The sequence below is a fragment of the Nocardioides malaquae genome, from assembly GCF_015070385.1.
Classification (GTDB): domain Bacteria; phylum Actinomycetota; class Actinomycetes; order Propionibacteriales; family Nocardioidaceae; genus Nocardioides; species Nocardioides malaquae.
Map to the genome: position 1 here is coordinate 193,420 of NZ_JADCSA010000005.1, position 16,822 is coordinate 210,241.

Sequence of the window (16,822 nt, forward strand, 5' to 3'; positions counted from 1 at the left end):
CCAGCGGCCCCGTACGCACCACGCGCGGCTCGCCGGGACGGCCGTAGGACGCCGAGGTGGGTGCCCCTAGGCTGTGGCGCCATGTGGGATCTGCTCAAGGCCGTCGTGCTCGGAACGCTCCAGGGACTGACCGAGTTCCTGCCCATCTCCAGCAGCGCCCACCTGCGCATCTACCCCGAGCTCTTCGGATGGGGCGACCCCGGCGCCGCGTTCACCGCCGTCGTGCAGATCGGCACCGAGCTGGCCGTCCTGATCTACTTCCGCAAGGACATCTGGACCATCGGGTCGACGTGGACCCGCTCGCTGTGGAAGCCGGAGCTGCGGGGGCACCGCGACACCCGCATGGGCTGGTACATCATCGTCGGGTCGCTGCCGATCGTCGTGCTCGGCATCGCGTTGAAGGACATCATCGAACGCGACTTCCGCAACCTGTGGATCGTGGCCACCATGCTGGTCGTCATGGGTGTCGTGCTCGGCATCGCCGACCGCGTCGGGCGCAACGCCCGCACCATCGACTCCCTGGGGCTCAAGGAGGCGGTCCTGCTGGGCTGCGCCCAGGCCATGGCCCTCATCCCCGGGGTCTCCCGCTCCGGTGCCACCATCTCGATGGGCCGCCTGCTCGGCTTCGAGCGCGAGGCTGCCACCCGCTTCGCCTTCCTGCTGGCGATCCCCGCCGTCGTCGGCGCGGGCCTCTTCACGCTGCCCGACATCCCCAACGGCGACAACGCCTACGGCTGGGGTCCGACGCTGGTGGCGACCGTGGTCTCCTTCGTCGTCGGCTACGCGGCGATCGCGTGGCTGCTGCGCTACGTCTCGACCCGGTCCTACACGCCGTTCGTCGTCTACCGCATCGCCCTGGGTCTGGCCACGATGGGCCTGCTGGGCCTCGGCGTCCTCACCGCCACCAGCTGAGGCCGGCGGCCGGCCGGCGGTGGGCCGTCAGAGCCAGCCGCTCCGCTTGAACGACACGTAGAGACCGGCCACCACCGCTCCCATCAGAGCCAGCACGAGGGGGTAGCCGTAGGTCCAGCCCAGCTCCGGCATGTGCTCGAAGTTCATGCCGTAGACCCCGGCCACGAGGGTGGGCACGACCACGAGGGCCGCCGCAGCGGAGATGCGGCGCATGTCCTCGTTCTGGCGCATCGAGATCCGCGCCACGTGCGCGTCGAAGACGCTGCGCAGGAGGGTGTCCAACGTGTCCACGGACTCCGCCAGGCGATGAAGCCGGTCACCCAGCTGCTCGAGGGCGTGCACCAGCTCGGCATCGGGGTGCAGGTCCTCCCGGGCCAGCTCCTCCAACGGCGTCACCAGTGGCATGACGGCCCGCCGGACCTCGGCGACCTCGCGCTTGAGCGTGTAGATCCGCTCCGCGTCGGAGGTCTGCACCTCTGAGAAGACGGACTCCTCCACCTCCTCGATGTCGACGAACAGCTCCGCGCAGACGGCTTCGTAACCGGCCACCACCCAGCGGCAGAGCGCCGTGACCGCCTCCGGGCCGGCGGGCGTACGCGCCGGCAGCGGTCGGACGTCGCCCTCCACCGGCGGGCGGTGGGCCACGACGACCACGCGCCCACGCACGAGCAGATCGAGCTGGCCGGTCTCGACTGCGTCCGTGGCGTCGTCATAGTCCAGGGTCCGCAACGTCAGCCGTACGATCTCGTGGGCGATGCTGAGCGAGGGACGGCGCACCCGCGCGAGCTCCGCCACGAAGGCCTCCGCGGTTCTCAGCTCGGCCGCAGCAGCCTCAAGACCCTGCGCCTCGGAGCCGGGCACGCTCCAGTGGACCGCGCTCGAGAAGGTGGCATCCGTCACGGACCTCACCGTAGCCGCACTAGAGTCGCCGCCATGGCAACTGTGCTCCTCGTGCGGCACGGGCGGTCGACCGCCAACACCGCCGGTGTCCTGGCCGGGCGGACACCCGGGGTGCACCTCGACGAGACCGGTCGTGAGCAGGTGCGGGCCGTGGGTGAGCGGGTCTCCGCAGTGCCCCTGCGACTCGTGGCGACCAGCCCTCTCGAGAGATGCCGGGAGACCGCCGACGCCCTGCTCACCGGACAGATCTCTGCCGTGCCGCTCACCGTCGAGGACCGCCTCACCGAGTGCGACTACGGGGCGTGGCAGGACGGCCGGATCGCGGAGCTGGCCAAGGAACCGCTGTGGCGCACGGTGCAGGAGCACCCCTCCCACGCCACCTTCCCCGACGGCGAGTCGCTGCGCGCGATGGCGTCGCGGGCCGTCGCGGCGGTCCGCGACCTCGACCGCCGCGTGGAGGAGGAGCACGGCCCGGAGGCGGTCTGGGCCGCCGTGAGCCACGGCGACGTGATCAAGTCCGTCCTGGCCGACGCCCTCGGGGCTCACCTCGACCAGTTCCAGCGCATCGTCGTCGATCCGGCGTCGGTCAGCGTCGTACGGTTCTCCTCGGCACGCCCCTACGTGGTCGCGACCAACACGCACGGGGGAGACCTGGGCTGGCTGGCGACGAAGGTCGAGGGCGCCGGCACCGCCGCGTCGGTGCCAGGTGGCGGCGTGGGCCCCACGAGCACTTCTCCGTCCACCTAGGCTGTCCGCATGCCCGTCGTCCACTCCTTCGACCCGCCGGACCGTTTCGTGACGGGCACCGTCGGCGAGCCCGGTCAGCGCACCTTCTTCCTGCAGGCCCGCGAGGGCACGCGGGTCGTCAGCGTCGCCCTCGAGAAGCAGCAGGTCGCCGTGCTCGTCGAACGGCTCGACGAGCTGCTCGACGAGCTGATGCAGGTGCCGGGCAACGAGACGACCGTCCCCGCCATGGCGCCCTTCGACCTGCGCGACACCGATCCGTTGGACCAGCCCCTCGTCGAGGAGTTCCGCGCCGGGACGATGGCGCTCTCGTGGGACCCCGTGGCCGAACTGGTGGTGCTGGAGGTCTTCCCCGTCGACGCCGGCGCCCCGGACGACGACACGGAGTCCATGGAGGCCGACGAGGTCCTGCTGGTCCGCATGGGAGCGGGGCTGGCCCGCGCCTTCTGCGCACGGTCCACCCAGGTGCTCGAGGCAGGTCGTCCCGACTGTCCCTTCTGCGCACAACCCGTCGACCCCGAGGGGCACCTCTGCGTGCGGGCGAACGGATTCCGCAGGCGAGGCCCGTGACCCGCACCCGCGAGGAGGTCCCGCAGGGGCCCATCACGTTGCACGGGAGGCTCATGAGTGCCTCCAACGCGACCTTCGTGGGGGACGTCGACGGTGTGCGGGTGGTCTACAAGCCCGTGAGCGGGGAGCGGCCTCTCTGGGACTTCCCCGACGGGACGCTGGCGGAGCGTGAGCTCGCCAGCTTCCTCGTCTCCGACGTCCTCGGCTGGGACGTGGTGCCGCCGACCGTGCTGCGCGAGGGGCCCCACGGTCCGGGCATGGTGCAGCTCTGGCGCGAGCCCGACCCCGACCAGCACCCCGTCGACCTGGTGCCCGCCGGCGAGGTCGGCGACGACGTCTGCCATGTCCTCAACGGGCTCGACGCTCGCGATCGACCGGTCACCCTCGTGCACGAACGCAGCGCCGCCCTGCGTCGCATCGCGGTCTTCGACGTCGTGGTCAACAACGCCGACCGCAAGGGCGGCCACGTCCTGCCGATGCGTGACGGACATCGGTACGGGGTCGACCACGGCCTCACCTTCCACACCGAGCCGAAGCTGCGCACCGTGCTGTGGGGGTGGGCGGGGGAGGCTCTGGTGGCTCCCGAGGTCACCGGGCTGGAGGCCCTGATCCACGCCCTGCACGGTGACCTCGGTCGTCGACTCGGCGAGCTCCTCACCCGCGTGGAGGTGGCGGCCACGCTGTCGCGCTGCGAGGAGCTGCTCGCGGCGGGGACGTTGCCGGGGCCGGACGGGCGATGGCCTGCGATTCCCTGGCCACCCTTCTAGGTAGGCTTCCGGTCATGCGCGCCTGGCCTGCTCCGGATGTCCCGTCCCTGTCGACCCGTGGTCCCCGCGTGCGGATCCACGACACCGCGACCGGGGAGCTGGTCGAGAGCACGCCTGAGGGCACCGCGCGGTTGTACGTGTGCGGCATCACCCCCTACGACGCCACGCACATGGGCCACGCGGCCACCTACGTGGCGTTCGACCTGCTCAACCGGGCGTGGCGCAGCGCGGGCCACGACGTGACGTACGTGCAGAACGTGACCGACGTCGACGACCCCCTGCTCGAGCGCGCCACCAAGGTCAAGGTCGACTGGGTCGAGCTGGCCGAGCGCGAGACCGAGCTCTACCGCCAGGACATGCGGGCCCTGCGGGTGCTTCCGCCGGCGCACCTCGTGGGCGCCGTCGAGTCGATCCCGTTGGTGATCGACTACATCGAGCGTCTCCGGGCCGCCGGCGCGGTCTACGAGGTCGAGGGCGACCTCTACTTCTCCGTCTCCGCCGACCCCACGTTCGGCGCCGTCTCCGGCTACGACCGTGAGCTCATGCTCACCACCTTCGCCGAGCGCGGCGGCGACCCCGAGCGCCCCGGCAAGCGGGACCCCCTCGACTGCGTGGTCTGGCTGTCCGCCCGGGAGGGGGAGCCCTCGTGGGAGAGTCCCTTCGGACCCGGCCGACCCGGCTGGCACGTTGAGTGCAGCGCGATCGCCCAGCACCACCTCGGTGGTGACTTCGACGTCCAGGGCGGCGGCTCCGACCTCGTCTTCCCCCACCACGAGATGTGTGCCGCCCAGACCCACGTCGCCCACGGCGGCTTCGCGCGCGCGTACGCCCACGTCGGCATGGTCGCCTACGACGGCGAGAAGATGTCCAAGTCGAAGGGCAACCTCGTCTTCGTCTCCCACCTGCGCAACAGCGACGTCGACCCGATGGCGATCCGTCTGGCGCTGCTGCGCCACCACTACCGCTCCGACTGGGAGTGGCACGACACCGAGCTCTGGGACGCCGTCGACTCCCTGGACCGCTGGCGCAAGGCGCTCTCCCTCGGCGCCGGCGCCGCGGCAGCCCCCGTGGTCGAGGGCGTGCTGGCGGCGCTCGCCGACGACCTCGACGCTCCCCGCGCGGTGGCACTCGTGGACGCCTGGGTCGACGCGACGTTGGGCACCTCGGGCCTTGCGGACAACACCGACCCCGACGCCGCCCGACTCGTGCACCAGGTGCTCGACGCTGCCTTGGGACTGTCGCTCTGACCCGTCCCGGCTGAGGCTCACTCCTGGCCGCGTCGCCTGAGGTAGCGCTCGAACTCACGGGCGATCGCCTCGCCAGAGGCCTCCGGGAGGTCAGCGGCGTCGCGGGCCTCCTCCAGCTGCCGCACGTAGTTGGCGACCTCCTCGTCGTCCTCCGCCAACGACTCCACGCCGCGCTCCCAAGCCTTGGCGTCCTCGGCGAGCTCGCCCAACGGCAGGGTGGCGCCGAGGAGCTCCTCGAGCCGGCCCACCAGCGCCAGCGACGCCTTGGGGCAGGGTGGCTGCGGCACGTAGTGGGGGACCGCGGCCCAGAACGACACCGCAGGGATGTCGAGCCGGGCACACGCATCCTGGACCACTCCGAGGATCCCGGTGGGCCCCTCGTAGGTGGAGACCTCGAGACCGACGCTCTTGGCGAGATCCTGGGTGGAGGCGGTGCCCGACACCGGCACCGGCCGGGTGTGGGGGGTGTCCGCCAGCAGTGCTCCGAGCGTGATGACCAGCTGCGCGCCGAGGTCGTCACAGGCGGCCAACAGCTCGGCGGTGTACTGCCGCCACCGGAAGCTCGGCTCGATGCCGCGCACCAGGATGACGTCGCGGTCGAGGTCGGGAGGGGAGGCCACTGCCACGAGCGTGCCGGGCCACTCGAGGGTCCGGTTGCCGTCCTCGTCGAGCCCCACGACCGGGCGGTTGACCTGGAAGTCGTAGTAGTCCTCGGGGTCGACCCGACCCACCACCGTGGCGTCCCACTCGTCCATCAGGTGCTGCACCACGCTGGAGGCCGCGTCGGCGGCGTCGTTCCACCCCTCGAAGGCAGCGATGACCACCGGGTCGACGAGGTCGGTCAGGGCGTCGAGTTCGATCACCTCTCCAGCCTAGGCCGCGTCCGAGATTTCGCGCCGCACCATCCGCGGTGTCACGATGCGGAATGCCTGTCCAGCCACCGGACAGCGACCTACTGTGGCTGGAGAGGACTCGCCGCCCGACTTCGAAGGAGCCCTGTGTCGACCGACATCGCGCCCGCCCACCGTCCCGACTGCACCGAGGAGCTCGCCGAGCTCCTGCGCAGTCGCGTGGTGGTCATCGACGGCGCGATGGGCACCGCGATCCAGCGCGACCGCCCCGACGAGGCCGGCTACCGAGGTGAGAGGTTCGCCGACTGGCACCTCGACGTGCAGGGCAACAACGACCTGCTGTCGCTGACCCAGCCCCAGATCATCTCCGCCATCCACCGGGAGTACCTGGACGCGGGCGCCGACATCATCGAGACCAACACCTTCAACGCCAACGCGGTCTCGCTCGGCGACTACGACATGGCCGACCTGGCCTACGAGCTGAACCGCGCCTCCGCGGCCCTGGCCCGCGAGGAGTGCGACCGGGCCGAGGCCACCGACCCGGGCCGGCGTCGCTACGTGGGTGGAGCACTGGGACCCACCACCCGCACGGCCTCCATCTCCCCGGACGTCAACGACCCCGGTGCTCGCAACATCTCCTACGACGAGCTCGTGGAGGCGTACGGCACCGCGGCGCGAGGACTGGTCGACGGGGGAGCCGACCTCCTCGTCATCGAGACGATCTTCGACACCCTCAACGCCAAGGCCGCCATCTTCGCGGTGGAGACCATGTTCGAGGAGTACGGCCGCCGCTGGCCGGTCATCATCTCCGGCACCATCACCGACGCCTCCGGTCGCACCCTGTCGGGCCAGACCACCGAGGCGTTCTGGAACTCGGTGCGCCACGCCCGCCCTCTGCTCATCGGGCTCAACTGCGCGCTGGGCGGCGACGAGATGCGCCCCTACGTGGCCGAGCTGAGCCGTCTCGCCGACACCTTCGTCTCCGCGTACCCCAACGCCGGTCTGCCGAACGCCTTCGGCGAGTACGACGAGGCCGCTCACCAGACCGCGGCCGTCATCGGCGAGTTCGCCCGGGCGGGCCTGGTCAACATGGTCGGCGGCTGCTGCGGCACGACGCCGGACCACATCCGCGCCATGGTCGACGCCGTCGAGGGAGTGGCGCCCCGTGAGGTGCCCGAGGTCGCGCCCGCCATGCGTCTGGCCGGCCTGGAGCCCTTCACCGTCGACGACGACAGCCTCTTCGTCAACGTGGGGGAGCGGACCAACATCACCGGCTCGGCCCGGTTCCGCACGCTGATCAAGGACGGGGACTACGACACCGCCCTCAGCGTCGCGCTGCAGCAGGTGGAGAACGGCGCCCAGATCATCGACGTCAACATGGACGAGGGGATGATCGACGGGGTCGCCGCGATGGAGCGGTTCCAGAAGCTCATCGCCTCCGAGCCGGACATCTCCCGCGTGCCGGTGATGGTCGACTCCTCGAAGTGGGAGGTCATCGAGGCGGGCCTGAAGTGCATCCAGGGCAAGCCCGTCGTCAACTCGATCTCCATGAAGGAGGGCGAGGAGTCGTTCCGCGAGCAGGCGCGACTGTGTCGCAAGTACGGCGCGGCGGTGGTCGTGATGGCGTTCGACGAGGACGGCCAGGCCGACAACCTCGCCCGCCGCATCGCCATCTGCGAACGCGCCTACCGGATCCTGGTCGACGAGGTCGGGTTCCCGGCCGAGGACATCATCTTCGACCCCAACGTCTTCGCCGTGGCCACGGGCATCGAGGAGCACGCGAGCTACGGGCTCGACTTCATCGAGGCCACCCGGTGGATCAGTGAGAACCTCCCGCACGCGAAGGTCTCGGGCGGCATCTCCAACGTCTCCTTCTCCTTCCGGGGCAACAACCCGGTGCGCGAGGCGATCCACGCCGTCTTCCTCTTCCACGCCATCCGCGCCGGACTCACCATGGGCATCGTCAACGCCGGCGCCCTGGTGGTCTACGACCAGGTCGACCCCGAGCTGCGCGAGCGGATCGAGGACGTCGTGCTCAACCGACGTCCGGACGCTGCGGAGCGACTGCTGGAGGTCGCCGAGGCGCACAACCGCAAGGGCGAGGCCGCCGAGGCGGTTGCCGAGGAGTGGCGTGACCTGCCCGTCTCCGAACGCATCACCCATGCGCTGGTCAAGGGGATCGACGCCCACGTCGAGGCCGACACCGAGGAGCTGCGTGCGCTGATCGAGGCGCGTGGCGGGCGACCCATCGAGGTGATCGAGGGTCCGCTGATGGACGGCATGAACGTGGTGGGCGACCTCTTCGGTGCCGGCAAGATGTTCCTGCCGCAGGTCGTGAAGTCGGCCCGCGTGATGAAGAAGGCCGTGGCCTACCTGATCCCCTTCATCGAGAAGGAGAAGGCGCTCGACCCGGCGCTCGCCGCGTCGAAGGACACCAACGGCACCATCGTGGTGGCGACCGTGAAGGGCGACGTCCACGACATCGGCAAGAACATCGTCGGTGTCGTGCTGCAGTGCAACAACTACGAGGTCATCGACCTCGGCGTGATGGTCCCTGCGCAGAAGATCCTCGACACCGCCAAGGAGGTCGGCGCCGACATCATCGGGCTCTCGGGCCTGATCACGCCCTCCCTCGACGAGATGGTCAACGTGGCCTCCGAGATGCAGCGCCAGGGATTCACCATCCCCCTGCTGATCGGCGGAGCCACCACGTCGCGGGCCCACACCGCGGTGAAGATCGACCAGCGCTACGAGGGCGACGTCGTGTGGGTGAAGGACGCCTCACGCTCCGTGCCCACCGCCGCCGCCCTGCTGAGTCCTCCGCTGCGCGAGGGCCTCATGGCCGACGTCAAGGCCGACTACGACGCGCTGCGCACCCGACACGCTGCCAAGCACGACCGGCCGATGGTCGACATCGAGACGGCCCGGGCCAACCGCACCCCGATCGACTGGAGCGGATACGAGGCCCCGGCCCCGGCACGCCCCGGCACCCACGTGCTGACCGGCTACGACCTCGCGGAGCTGCGCGACTACATCGACTGGGGTCCCTTCTTCAACGCCTGGGAGATGCGGGGTCGTTTCCCCGACATCCTCAACAACCCCACGACGGGCGAGGCGGCCCGCAAGCTCTACGACGACGCGCAGGCCATGCTGGACCGCATCATCGAGGAGAAGTGGCTGACCGCCAACGCGGTGCTGGGACTCTTCCCGGCCAACGCCGTCGGCGACGACGTCGAGGTCTACACCGACGACACGCGTACGACCGTGCTCACCACCCTCCACCACCTGCGGCAGCAGGGGGAGAAGCGCTCCGGCATGCCCAACCGCTCGCTGGCCGACTTCGTGGCGCCCAAGGAGACCGGCATCGCCGACCACGTCGGCGCGTTCGCGGTCACGGCCGGGCTCGGCGCCCCCGAGCGGGTGGCTGCCTTCCGCGCCGAGCTCGACGACTACTCGGCCATCCTGCTGGAGTCGTTGGCCGACCGGCTCGCCGAGGCGTTCGCCGAGCGCCTGCACCAGCTCGTGCGTACCGAGCACTGGGGACACGCGTCGGACGAGCAGCTGACCAACGAGGACCTGATCGCCGAGCGCTACCGCGGCATCCGCCCCGCGCCCGGCTACCCGGCCTGCCCCGACCACACGGAGAAGGCGCTGCTGTGGGAGCTGCTCGACGTCGAGGCGGCCACCGGCATCACCCTGACCGAGTCGATGGCGATGTGGCCGGGCGCGGCGGTCTCGGGCTGGTACTTCTCGCACCCCGACTCCCAGTACTTCAACGTCGGGCGGCTGGGTCGGGACCAGGTCGCCGAGTACGCCGAGCGCAAGGGCTGGACACTGGCCGAGGCCGAGCGGTGGCTCTCTCCCAACCTGGGCTACGACCCCGAGGACTGATCGGTTCCGACCCCGTCGTCGTCGCGGACCTGCGTCGGGCGTTGGACCGTGCGCCTCAGCGGACGCCGCACGCCCCGCCGTTGCCGAAACGCTGGTAGGGGGCGAACGCCGTGAAGCCCAGGACCAACAGGGGTGCGCCCTCCTGACCGCGGACCTGGACGAGGCCCGGCCCTGAGGTGAGCCGGGTGACGGTCTCGAGGTCGTGAGCGGCGGCCATGGAGCCAACCCATGCCACCCCCCCCAGCGGAAGCAAAGCCTCTGCGGCGATGGGGGAGAGGACGCAGCCAGGGTGCAGACTCGCCTCGTCAGTCGTACGGCGCTTCTTGGAGGGCATTGGTGAACACCGCGTCGTCTCGTGGACCAGCAGGTCAGCACGAGGAAGGTGGTCAGAGGCTGCCCGCAGCCGTCCTCTGGGACATGGACGGCACCCTCGTCGACACCGAGCCCTACTGGTTCGAGAGCGAGTACGCCCTCGCGGAGCGTCACGCGGGCACGTGGAGTGACGAGCACGCACTCAACCTGGTCGGCAACGACCTGCTCGAGTCGGGTCGCTACATCCGCGAGCACATGGGCATCGACCTGACGCCGGAGCAGGTGGTGGAGGAGCTGCTCGACCTGATGGTCGCGCGCACCCGGGTCCGGGTGCCTTGGCGCCCGGGTGCCCGGGAGCTGCTGGCCGACCTCCGCAGCGCGGGCGTGCCCACCGCCCTGGTCACCATGTCCTACCGCCGACTGGTCGACCCCGTCCTCGAGGCACTCGGCGACCAGGGGTTCGACGCCGTGGTCACCGGCGACGTCGTCACGCGCGGAAAGCCCGATCCGGAGCCCTACCTGCGCGCTGCCGCCGAGCTGGGCGTGGCGCCGCAGGACTGCGTGGCCATCGAGGACTCCGACACGGGCGCGCGCTCGGCCGCCGCAGCCGGGTGCGCCGTGCTCTGCGTGCCGTTGCACGTCCCGGTGCCCCCGGGGCCGCCCCGCACCTTCGCCGACTCACTGGTCGGCCTCCACCCCGGGGACCTCGACGCACTGCTCCGCGCCCGCGCCTGACCCGCCTGGCGAGGGGGCGATCGTTGCCGAATGGTTATGCGTCGCAGCGGCCCCGGTCCACTCATCCGTGAGTACTGTGCGTGAATCGCCCGCACTGGGGCCGGGCGCTACCTGGAGGTTGCACGTGAGAAAGACAGCCGTACGACGTCGAGCAAGGATCGGCGCGGTCGGCGTGGCCGCTGCCGCGCTCCTGCTGACCAGCTGCGCGGAGAGTGAGCGCAACGACGAGGAAGCCTCCGGCGGCACCTTCGTCTTCGCCGGTTCCGACGAGCCCAAGCTGCTCGACCCCGCCTTCGCCTCCGACGGTGAGACCTTCCGGGTCGCCCGTCAGATCTTCGAGGGCCTGGTCGGCACCGAGCCCGGGACCGCCGACCCCGCCCCGCTGCTCGCCACCGAGTGGGAGAACAGCGAGGACGGCCTGGAGTACACCTTCACCCTGCGCGACGACGTGAAGTTCCACGACGGCACCGACTTCGACGCCGAGGCCGTGTGCTTCAACTTCGACCGCTGGTACAACTTCCCGGAGTCGGTGCAGAGCGACGACTTCGCGTACTACTACGCCAAGCTGTTCCGCGGCTTCGCCAAGGGCCCCAAGAAGGGCAAGGGCATCTACGAGTCCTGCGAGGCGACGGACACCCACGAGGCCAAGATCACCCTCAACGCTCCCTTCGCCGGCTTCACCGCGGCGCTGTCGCTGCCGGCGCTGTCGATGCAGAGCCCGACGGCACTCGAGAAGTACCAGGACGACGCCGCCGCGAACGTCAACACCACCGAGTACTCGACGGCCCACCCGACGGGTACCGGTCCGTTCGTCTTCGACTCGTGGGACCGCGGCAGCCGCGTGACCCTCAAGCGCAACGACGACTACTGGGGCGAGAAGGCCAAGGTCGACACCGTGCAGGTCGTCGCCATCAGCGACCCGGCGGCCCGTGCGACTGCCGTGCGCAACGGTGACGTGGACGGCGCCGACCTGATCGGTCCGGCCGACCTCAAGCCCCTCGAGGACGAGGGCATGCAGGTCATCCCGCGTGCCCCCTTCACCGTGCTGTACCTGGGCCTGAACCAGAAGACCAAGCCGCTCGACGACATCCGGGTGCGCCAGGCGATCGCCCACGCGATCGACAAGGACGCGGTCGCGGCCGCCTCGCTGCCCGAGGGCTCCGAGATCGCCACGCAGTTCATGCCGCAGTCGGTCAACGGCTGGAGCGACTCCGTCACCGAGTACGAGTACGACCCGGAGAAGGCCCGCGACCTCCTCAAGGAGGCTGGCGCCGAGGGCGCGACCATCGAGTTCAACTACCCGACCGACGTCTCGCGTCCCTACATGCCGTCGCCCGAGGACACCTTCAACGTGCTGCGCTCGCAGTTGCAGGAGGTCGGCCTGAAGATCAAGCCCGTCGCCGACGTCTGGACCCCGGACTACCTGGACAAGATCACGGGAACGGCCAACCACGGCATCCACCTGCTCGGGTGGACCGGTGACTACAACGACTCCGACAACTTCGTCGGCGTCTTCTTCGGCACCGAGCAGGCCGAGTGGGGCTTCAAGAACCAGGAGCTCTTCGACAAGATCGCCGAGGCCCGGGGCATCCCGAGCGTGGAGGAGCAGACGCCCCTCTACGAGGAGATCAACGAGATGACCATGGAGCTGTTGCCGGGCGTGCCGCTGGCGCACCCGTCGCCGTCGCTGGCCTTCGGCCCCGACGTCGAGGGCTTCCAGCAGAGCCCGGTCAACGACGAGGTGTTCAACACCGTCAGCGTCGGCTGACGTCAGCTCCTCACGCGTGGGGCACCGCCGGTCGGTGCCCCACGCGTTCCCCGTCCGAGAGGTGCACCTCCCGTGCTTCGTTTCATCCTGCGCCGTCTGGCGCTGATGGTGCCGGTCCTGGCCGGACTCTCCATCCTCCTCTTCGCCTGGGTCCGGGCCCTGCCCGGCGACCCGGCACGGGCCCTGCTCGGCCAGCGGGCGACACCTGAAGGCATCGCTCGGGTCAACGAGGTCTACGGCTTCAACGAGCCCGTGCTCCAGCAGTACCTGACCTACGTCCAGGCCCTGCTCAAGGGCGACCTGGGACGCTCGATCACCACCGGCCAGCCAGTGGTGGAGAGCTTCTTCGACCGCTTCCCGGGCACGGTGGAGCTGGCGCTCGCCGCGCTCATGATCGCCGTGGTCGCTGGCATCCCCATGGGGTACTGGGCAGCGAAGCACCAGGGGCGCTTCCTCGACACCTTCATCGTCTCCGGCTCGCTCCTGGGCGTGGTCACCCCGGTCTTCTTCCTGGCGATCATGCTGAAGCTCGTCTTCGCCGACTGGCTCGGTTGGCTGCCGACCAGCCTCCGGCAGGACGCACGGATGGACGCCACCCACGTCACCAACTTCTACGTGCTAGACGGCATCCTGACCCAGGAGTGGGACGCGGCATGGAACGCCGCCGTCCACCTGGTCCTGCCCTCGATCGCGCTCGCCTCGATCCCGCTCGCGATCATCGTGCGCATCACCCGCGCGGCGGTTGCCGAGGTGCTCTCCGACGACTACGTGCGCACCGCGCGCAGCAAGGGCCTCGCGTCCGGCCTGATCTCTCGGCGTCACGTCCTGCGCAACGCGCTGCTGCCCGTCGTCACCACCATCGGGCTCCAGGCAGGGCTGCTGCTGAGCGGGGCGGTCCTGACGGAGACGGTCTTCGGGTGGAGTGGCATCGGGAAGTACCTCTTCGAGGCCATCGGCCAGCGCGACTACCCGGTGCTGCAGGGCTACATCCTCTTCATCGCCCTCATCTACGCCCTCATCAACCTTGCCGTCGACGTGGCCTACGGCATCATCGACCCCCGGGTGCGTGTCCAGTGACGATCCCTCTCCCTCCCGCACAGGCCGGAAGCCCCGACCTCCTCGGCCTCCCGGACGACGAACCCGGGGTCGGCCTGTGGCGCGCCGCAGCTCGTCGCCTGCGGCGCAACCCCGCCGCGATCGTCGGTGCCCTGATCGTCGCCGCCTTCGTGCTCGTCGCCCTCGCCGCGCCGTTCCTGACTCCCTACGAGCCCGGGTCGGCGCAGTGGTCAGGCCAGGTGACCCCCTCGTCGGTGCCCGGTCCCAGCGAGGACCACCTGCTGGGCCTGGACCGCTTCGGTTCCGACCTGTTCACGCAGATGGTCTACGGCGCACGCCAGTCGTTGGTCTACGGCGTGGTGGCCACGGTCATCGGTCTCACCCTCGGCACCCTGCTGGGCACGCTCGCCGGCGGTGCCGCCGCGGTGGGTGGCCGGGTCGGCTCGTGGATCGACAACGTCGTGATGCGCCTGGTCGACATCATGCTGTCGGTCCCGAGCCTGTTGCTGGCGGTCAGCATCGCCGCCGTGCTGGGGCAGAACCCCTACGCCGTCATGATCGCCATCGGCGTTGCCCAGGTCCCGATCTTCGCCCGCCTGCTGCGCGGGTCGATGATCAGCCAGGGGCGTTCCGACTACGTGCTCGCCGCCGAGTCGCTGGGCATCAAGCGTCACAAGGTGGTCATCGGTCACATCCTGCCCAACGCCCTGGGGCCCACCATCGTCCAGGCGACCCTGAACCTGGCCACCGCCATCATCGAGGTCGCTGCCCTCTCCTTCCTGGGGCTGGGGCAGCCCGATCCGGCAGTCGCGGAGTGGGGTCGCATGCTCGTGGCCGCCCAGGACCGTTTCCAGGTCGCGCCGCTGCTCGCCATCCTGCCGGGCACCGCGATCGCCGTCACCGCGTTGGGATTCACCCTCTTCGGAGAGGCCCTGCGTGAAGCACTCGACCCGAGGAGCCGTCGATGAGCCGCGCTGGTGAGCCCCTGCTGAGCGTCCGCAACCTCAGCGTGCAGTTCGGGCTGAAGAGACAGGCCGCCACCACCGCGGTCGACGAGGTCAGCTTCGACATCCACCCCGGCGAGCACGTGGGCCTGGTGGGAGAGTCCGGGAGCGGCAAGTCCGTGACCTCCCTGGCCGTGATGGGGTTGCTGCCCCGACGCGGCGTCAAGGTCAGTGGCGAGGTGCTCTACCGCGGCCAGAACCTGCTGACGACGCCGGACTCCGCCATGGCGAAGATCCGCGGCCGGGAGATCGCCATGGTCTTCCAGGACCCCATGACCTCCCTCAACCCGGTGGTGACGATCGGGGTCCAGCTCACCGAGGTGCTCCTGCGCCACGAGACCTCCTCGCGCAAGGAGGCCCGCCGACGGGCCGGTGAGCTGCTCGAACGCGTCGGGATCCCCGACCCGGCCCGACGCCTGGGTGAGTATCCCCACCAGCTCTCCGGCGGCATGCGGCAGCGCGTGCTCATCGCGATCGCGCTCGCGTGCGGTCCCCGACTGCTCATCGCGGACGAACCCACCACCGCCCTCGACGTGACCATCCAGGCCCAGGTGCTGGAGGTGCTCAAGGAGCTCGTCGCCGACACCGACGCCGCCCTGCTGATGATCACCCACGACCTCGGGGTCGTCGCCGGCCTCTGCGACCAGGTCAACGTCATGTACTCCGGACGGATCGTCGAGGCGAGCGCGCGCGACCAGCTGTTCGCGACCCCGCGCCACCCGTACACCGGTGGACTGCTGGCCAGCATCCCCCGCCTGGACTCCCCGCGGGGCGAGCGCCTCGTGCCGATCCCCGGGTCGCCCACCCAGACCCTGCCGTGGTCCCAGGGGTGCGCCTTTGCGCCTCGCTGCCCCCACCGCCAGGACGACTGCACGACCGTGCCGCCCCACCTCGAGGCGACCGGTGACCGACTCCTGCGGTGCCACCACCCACTGGGTGTCGACGGCGTGACCGCTCCCGGCAGCGAGGGCGTGGCCCAGTGAAGGAGACCTCCATGAACCCGGCGTCAGGCAGCGCCACCCCCGCGGAGCCCCTGGTGCGGATCGAGGGGCTGAAGGTGCACTTCCCGATCCGGGACGGTCTCCTGCTGAACCGCCAGGTCGGCGCCGTGCAGGCGGTCGACGGTGTCGACCTCGAGATCCCCGCGGGCCGGACCCTCGGCCTGGTGGGGGAGTCCGGCTGCGGCAAGTCCACCTTGGGCCGCGCCGTCCTGCGGCTGGCGCCCGTGACCGAGGGCCGCGTGCTCTTCGACGGGGTCGACGTCGCCTCGCTCAAGGGGGAGGCCCTGCGGCGCCAGCGGCAGCAGATGCAGATGGTCTTCCAGGACCCGCTCGCCAGCCTCAACCCACGCCAGTCGGTGGAGACGATCCTGACCGAGCCCCTGCGGGCCCACCGCATCCCGCACGAGCGCTCCACGAAGGTCCGCGAGCTGCTCGACCAGGTCGGCTTGCCGGCCAACGCGGCCCGCAAGTATCCCCACGAGTTCTCGGGTGGCCAGCGCCAGCGGATCGGGGTCGCACGGGCGTTGGCCCTGGAGCCCCGCTTCATCATCGCCGACGAGCCCGTCTCCGCCCTGGACGTGTCGATCCAGGCGCAGGTGCTCAACCTGCTGGAGGACCTGCAGCGCGAGCTCGGCCTCACCTACCTGGTCATCGCCCACGACCTGGCGGTCGTGCGTCACGTCTCCGACGAGGTGGCGGTGATGTACCTCGGGGGCATCGTCGAGCAGGCGCCCTCCGACGACCTCTACGCGGCGCCCCTGCATCCCTACACCAAGGCGCTGATGTCGGCCGTGCCGGTGCCCGACCCCGTCGTCGAGGCCACGCGGGAACGCATCATCCTGCGAGGCGACCTGCCCTCGCCGGCCAACCCGCCGCAGGGATGCCGCTTCCACACCCGGTGCCCGTTCCGGCAGGAGACCCGCTGCGACACCGAGCGACCGGTGCTGCGCGACCTCGGTACCGGCCACCGCGTCGCGTGCCACTTTGCGGAGGAGATCGCCAGCGGAGCCCTGCTGCCGGTGCTCCAGGACCCCGCCGTGCGCGCCCCGGGGTGAGGCGTACGC

Annotated in this window: 15 protein-coding genes; 12 read left to right on the forward strand and 3 right to left on the reverse strand. The window is 70.4% G+C overall.

Annotation, left to right across the window (positions count from 1 at the left end; translation table 11 throughout):
• Window positions 1–81: 81 nt before the first annotated feature.
• Window positions 82–912, forward strand: coding sequence for an undecaprenyl-diphosphate phosphatase (locus IEQ44_RS07185; protein ID WP_193637749.1), 831 nt, complete (start codon window positions 82–84; stop codon window positions 910–912).
• 27 nt (window positions 913–939) lie between these two features.
• On the opposite strand, the gene IEQ44_RS07190 is transcribed toward IEQ44_RS07185, so the two are convergent.
• The gene (locus IEQ44_RS07190; protein ID WP_193637750.1) at window positions 940–1,812 is read right to left on the reverse strand and encodes a CorA family divalent cation transporter; all 873 of its coding nucleotides are present in this window, start codon (window positions 1,810–1,812) and stop codon (window positions 940–942) included.
• A 33-nt stretch (window positions 1,813–1,845) separates the two neighbouring features.
• Between IEQ44_RS07190 and IEQ44_RS07195 the strand changes: the two genes are divergently transcribed.
• From IEQ44_RS07195 to mshC, 4 genes are read left to right on the forward strand one after another with little or no spacing between them, the layout of a single operon-like run.
• A complete protein-coding gene (locus tag IEQ44_RS07195; RefSeq protein WP_193637751.1) occupies window positions 1,846–2,559 on the forward strand; it encodes a histidine phosphatase family protein in 714 nt (237 codons plus the stop codon).
• Window positions 2,560–2,568: 9 nt separating this feature from the next.
• Complete coding sequence (locus IEQ44_RS07200) at window positions 2,569–3,126, forward strand: DUF3090 family protein (protein WP_193637752.1); 558 nt, start codon at window positions 2,569–2,571, stop codon at window positions 3,124–3,126.
• On the forward strand, window positions 3,123–3,893 hold the full coding sequence (locus IEQ44_RS07205; RefSeq protein ID WP_319804542.1) for an SCO1664 family protein: 771 nt from the start codon (window positions 3,123–3,125) through the stop codon (window positions 3,891–3,893). Before IEQ44_RS07200 ends, IEQ44_RS07205 begins: the two co-directional genes overlap by 4 nt.
• A gap of 14 nt (window positions 3,894–3,907) precedes the next feature.
• Window positions 3,908–5,140 carry a cysteine--1-D-myo-inosityl 2-amino-2-deoxy-alpha-D-glucopyranoside ligase gene (gene mshC, locus IEQ44_RS07210; protein WP_193637753.1) on the forward strand — a complete coding sequence of 411 codons (1,233 nt, stop codon included), beginning with the start codon at window positions 3,908–3,910 and terminating at the stop codon, window positions 5,138–5,140.
• Window positions 5,141–5,157: 17 nt separating this feature from the next.
• Here the strand turns inward: mshC and IEQ44_RS07215 are convergent, their stop codons facing one another.
• Window positions 5,158–6,003, reverse strand: a complete 846-nt coding sequence (locus IEQ44_RS07215; RefSeq protein WP_193637754.1) for a PAC2 family protein — start codon at window positions 6,001–6,003, stop codon at window positions 5,158–5,160.
• Between the two features lie 228 nt (window positions 6,004–6,231).
• Between IEQ44_RS07215 and metH the strand changes: the two genes are divergently transcribed.
• Window positions 6,232–9,882 carry a methionine synthase gene (gene metH, locus IEQ44_RS07220; protein WP_438861845.1) on the forward strand — a complete coding sequence of 1,217 codons (3,651 nt, stop codon included), beginning with the start codon at window positions 6,232–6,234 and terminating at the stop codon, window positions 9,880–9,882.
• A gap of 55 nt (window positions 9,883–9,937) precedes the next feature.
• Here metH and IEQ44_RS07225 read toward each other — a convergent pair whose 3' ends face one another.
• A complete protein-coding gene (locus IEQ44_RS07225; protein WP_193637756.1) occupies window positions 9,938–10,099 on the reverse strand; it encodes a hypothetical protein in 162 nt (53 codons plus the stop codon).
• A gap of 119 nt (window positions 10,100–10,218) precedes the next feature.
• Here IEQ44_RS07225 and IEQ44_RS07230 point away from each other — a divergent pair, with 119 nt between their 5' ends.
• From IEQ44_RS07230 to IEQ44_RS07255, 6 genes are all read left to right on the forward strand, one after another.
• Window positions 10,219–10,929: an HAD family hydrolase gene (locus tag IEQ44_RS07230; protein WP_319804543.1), complete on the forward strand. Its 711-nt coding sequence runs from the start codon at window positions 10,219–10,221 to the stop codon at window positions 10,927–10,929.
• Between the two features lie 124 nt (window positions 10,930–11,053).
• Window positions 11,054–12,697, forward strand: a complete 1,644-nt coding sequence (locus IEQ44_RS07235) for an ABC transporter substrate-binding protein (RefSeq protein ID WP_193637757.1) — start codon at window positions 11,054–11,056, stop codon at window positions 12,695–12,697.
• 72 nt (window positions 12,698–12,769) lie between these two features.
• On the forward strand, window positions 12,770–13,774 hold the full coding sequence (locus IEQ44_RS07240; RefSeq protein ID WP_193637758.1) for an ABC transporter permease: 1,005 nt from the start codon (window positions 12,770–12,772) through the stop codon (window positions 13,772–13,774).
• A complete protein-coding gene (locus IEQ44_RS07245; RefSeq protein WP_319804544.1) occupies window positions 13,771–14,721 on the forward strand; it encodes an ABC transporter permease in 951 nt (316 codons plus the stop codon). Before IEQ44_RS07240 ends, IEQ44_RS07245 begins: the two co-directional genes overlap by 4 nt.
• Window positions 14,718–15,740: an ABC transporter ATP-binding protein gene (locus IEQ44_RS07250; protein ID WP_193637759.1), complete on the forward strand. Its 1,023-nt coding sequence runs from the start codon at window positions 14,718–14,720 to the stop codon at window positions 15,738–15,740. Before IEQ44_RS07245 ends, IEQ44_RS07250 begins: the two co-directional genes overlap by 4 nt.
• A gap of 11 nt (window positions 15,741–15,751) precedes the next feature.
• Window positions 15,752–16,813 (forward strand): ABC transporter ATP-binding protein, encoded by a 1,062-nt coding sequence (locus tag IEQ44_RS07255; RefSeq protein WP_193637760.1) that lies wholly within the window; start codon window positions 15,752–15,754, stop codon window positions 16,811–16,813.
• The last annotated feature ends 9 nt before the right edge of the window (window positions 16,814–16,822 follow it).

Bases quoted from the DNA above. Each gene is read 5' to 3' on its own strand.
- IEQ44_RS07185 (WP_193637749.1), top strand. From the start codon at position 82: ATGTGGGATCTGCTCAAGGCCGTCGTGCTCGGAACGCTCCAGGGACTG.
- IEQ44_RS07195 (WP_193637751.1), top strand. From the start codon at position 1,846: ATGGCAACTGTGCTCCTCGTGCGGCACGGGCGGTCGACCGCCAACACC.
- IEQ44_RS07200 (WP_193637752.1), top strand. From the start codon at position 2,569: ATGCCCGTCGTCCACTCCTTCGACCCGCCGGACCGTTTCGTGACGGGC.
- mshC (WP_193637753.1), top strand. From the start codon at position 3,908: ATGCGCGCCTGGCCTGCTCCGGATGTCCCGTCCCTGTCGACCCGTGGT.
- metH (WP_438861845.1), top strand. From the start codon at position 6,232: ATGGGCACCGCGATCCAGCGCGACCGCCCCGACGAGGCCGGCTACCGA.
- IEQ44_RS07225 (WP_193637756.1), bottom strand. From the start codon at position 10,099: ATGGCCGCCGCTCACGACCTCGAGACCGTCACCCGGCTCACCTCAGGG.
- IEQ44_RS07250 (WP_193637759.1), top strand. From the start codon at position 14,718: ATGAGCCGCGCTGGTGAGCCCCTGCTGAGCGTCCGCAACCTCAGCGTG.
- IEQ44_RS07255 (WP_193637760.1), top strand. From the start codon at position 15,752: ATGAACCCGGCGTCAGGCAGCGCCACCCCCGCGGAGCCCCTGGTGCGG.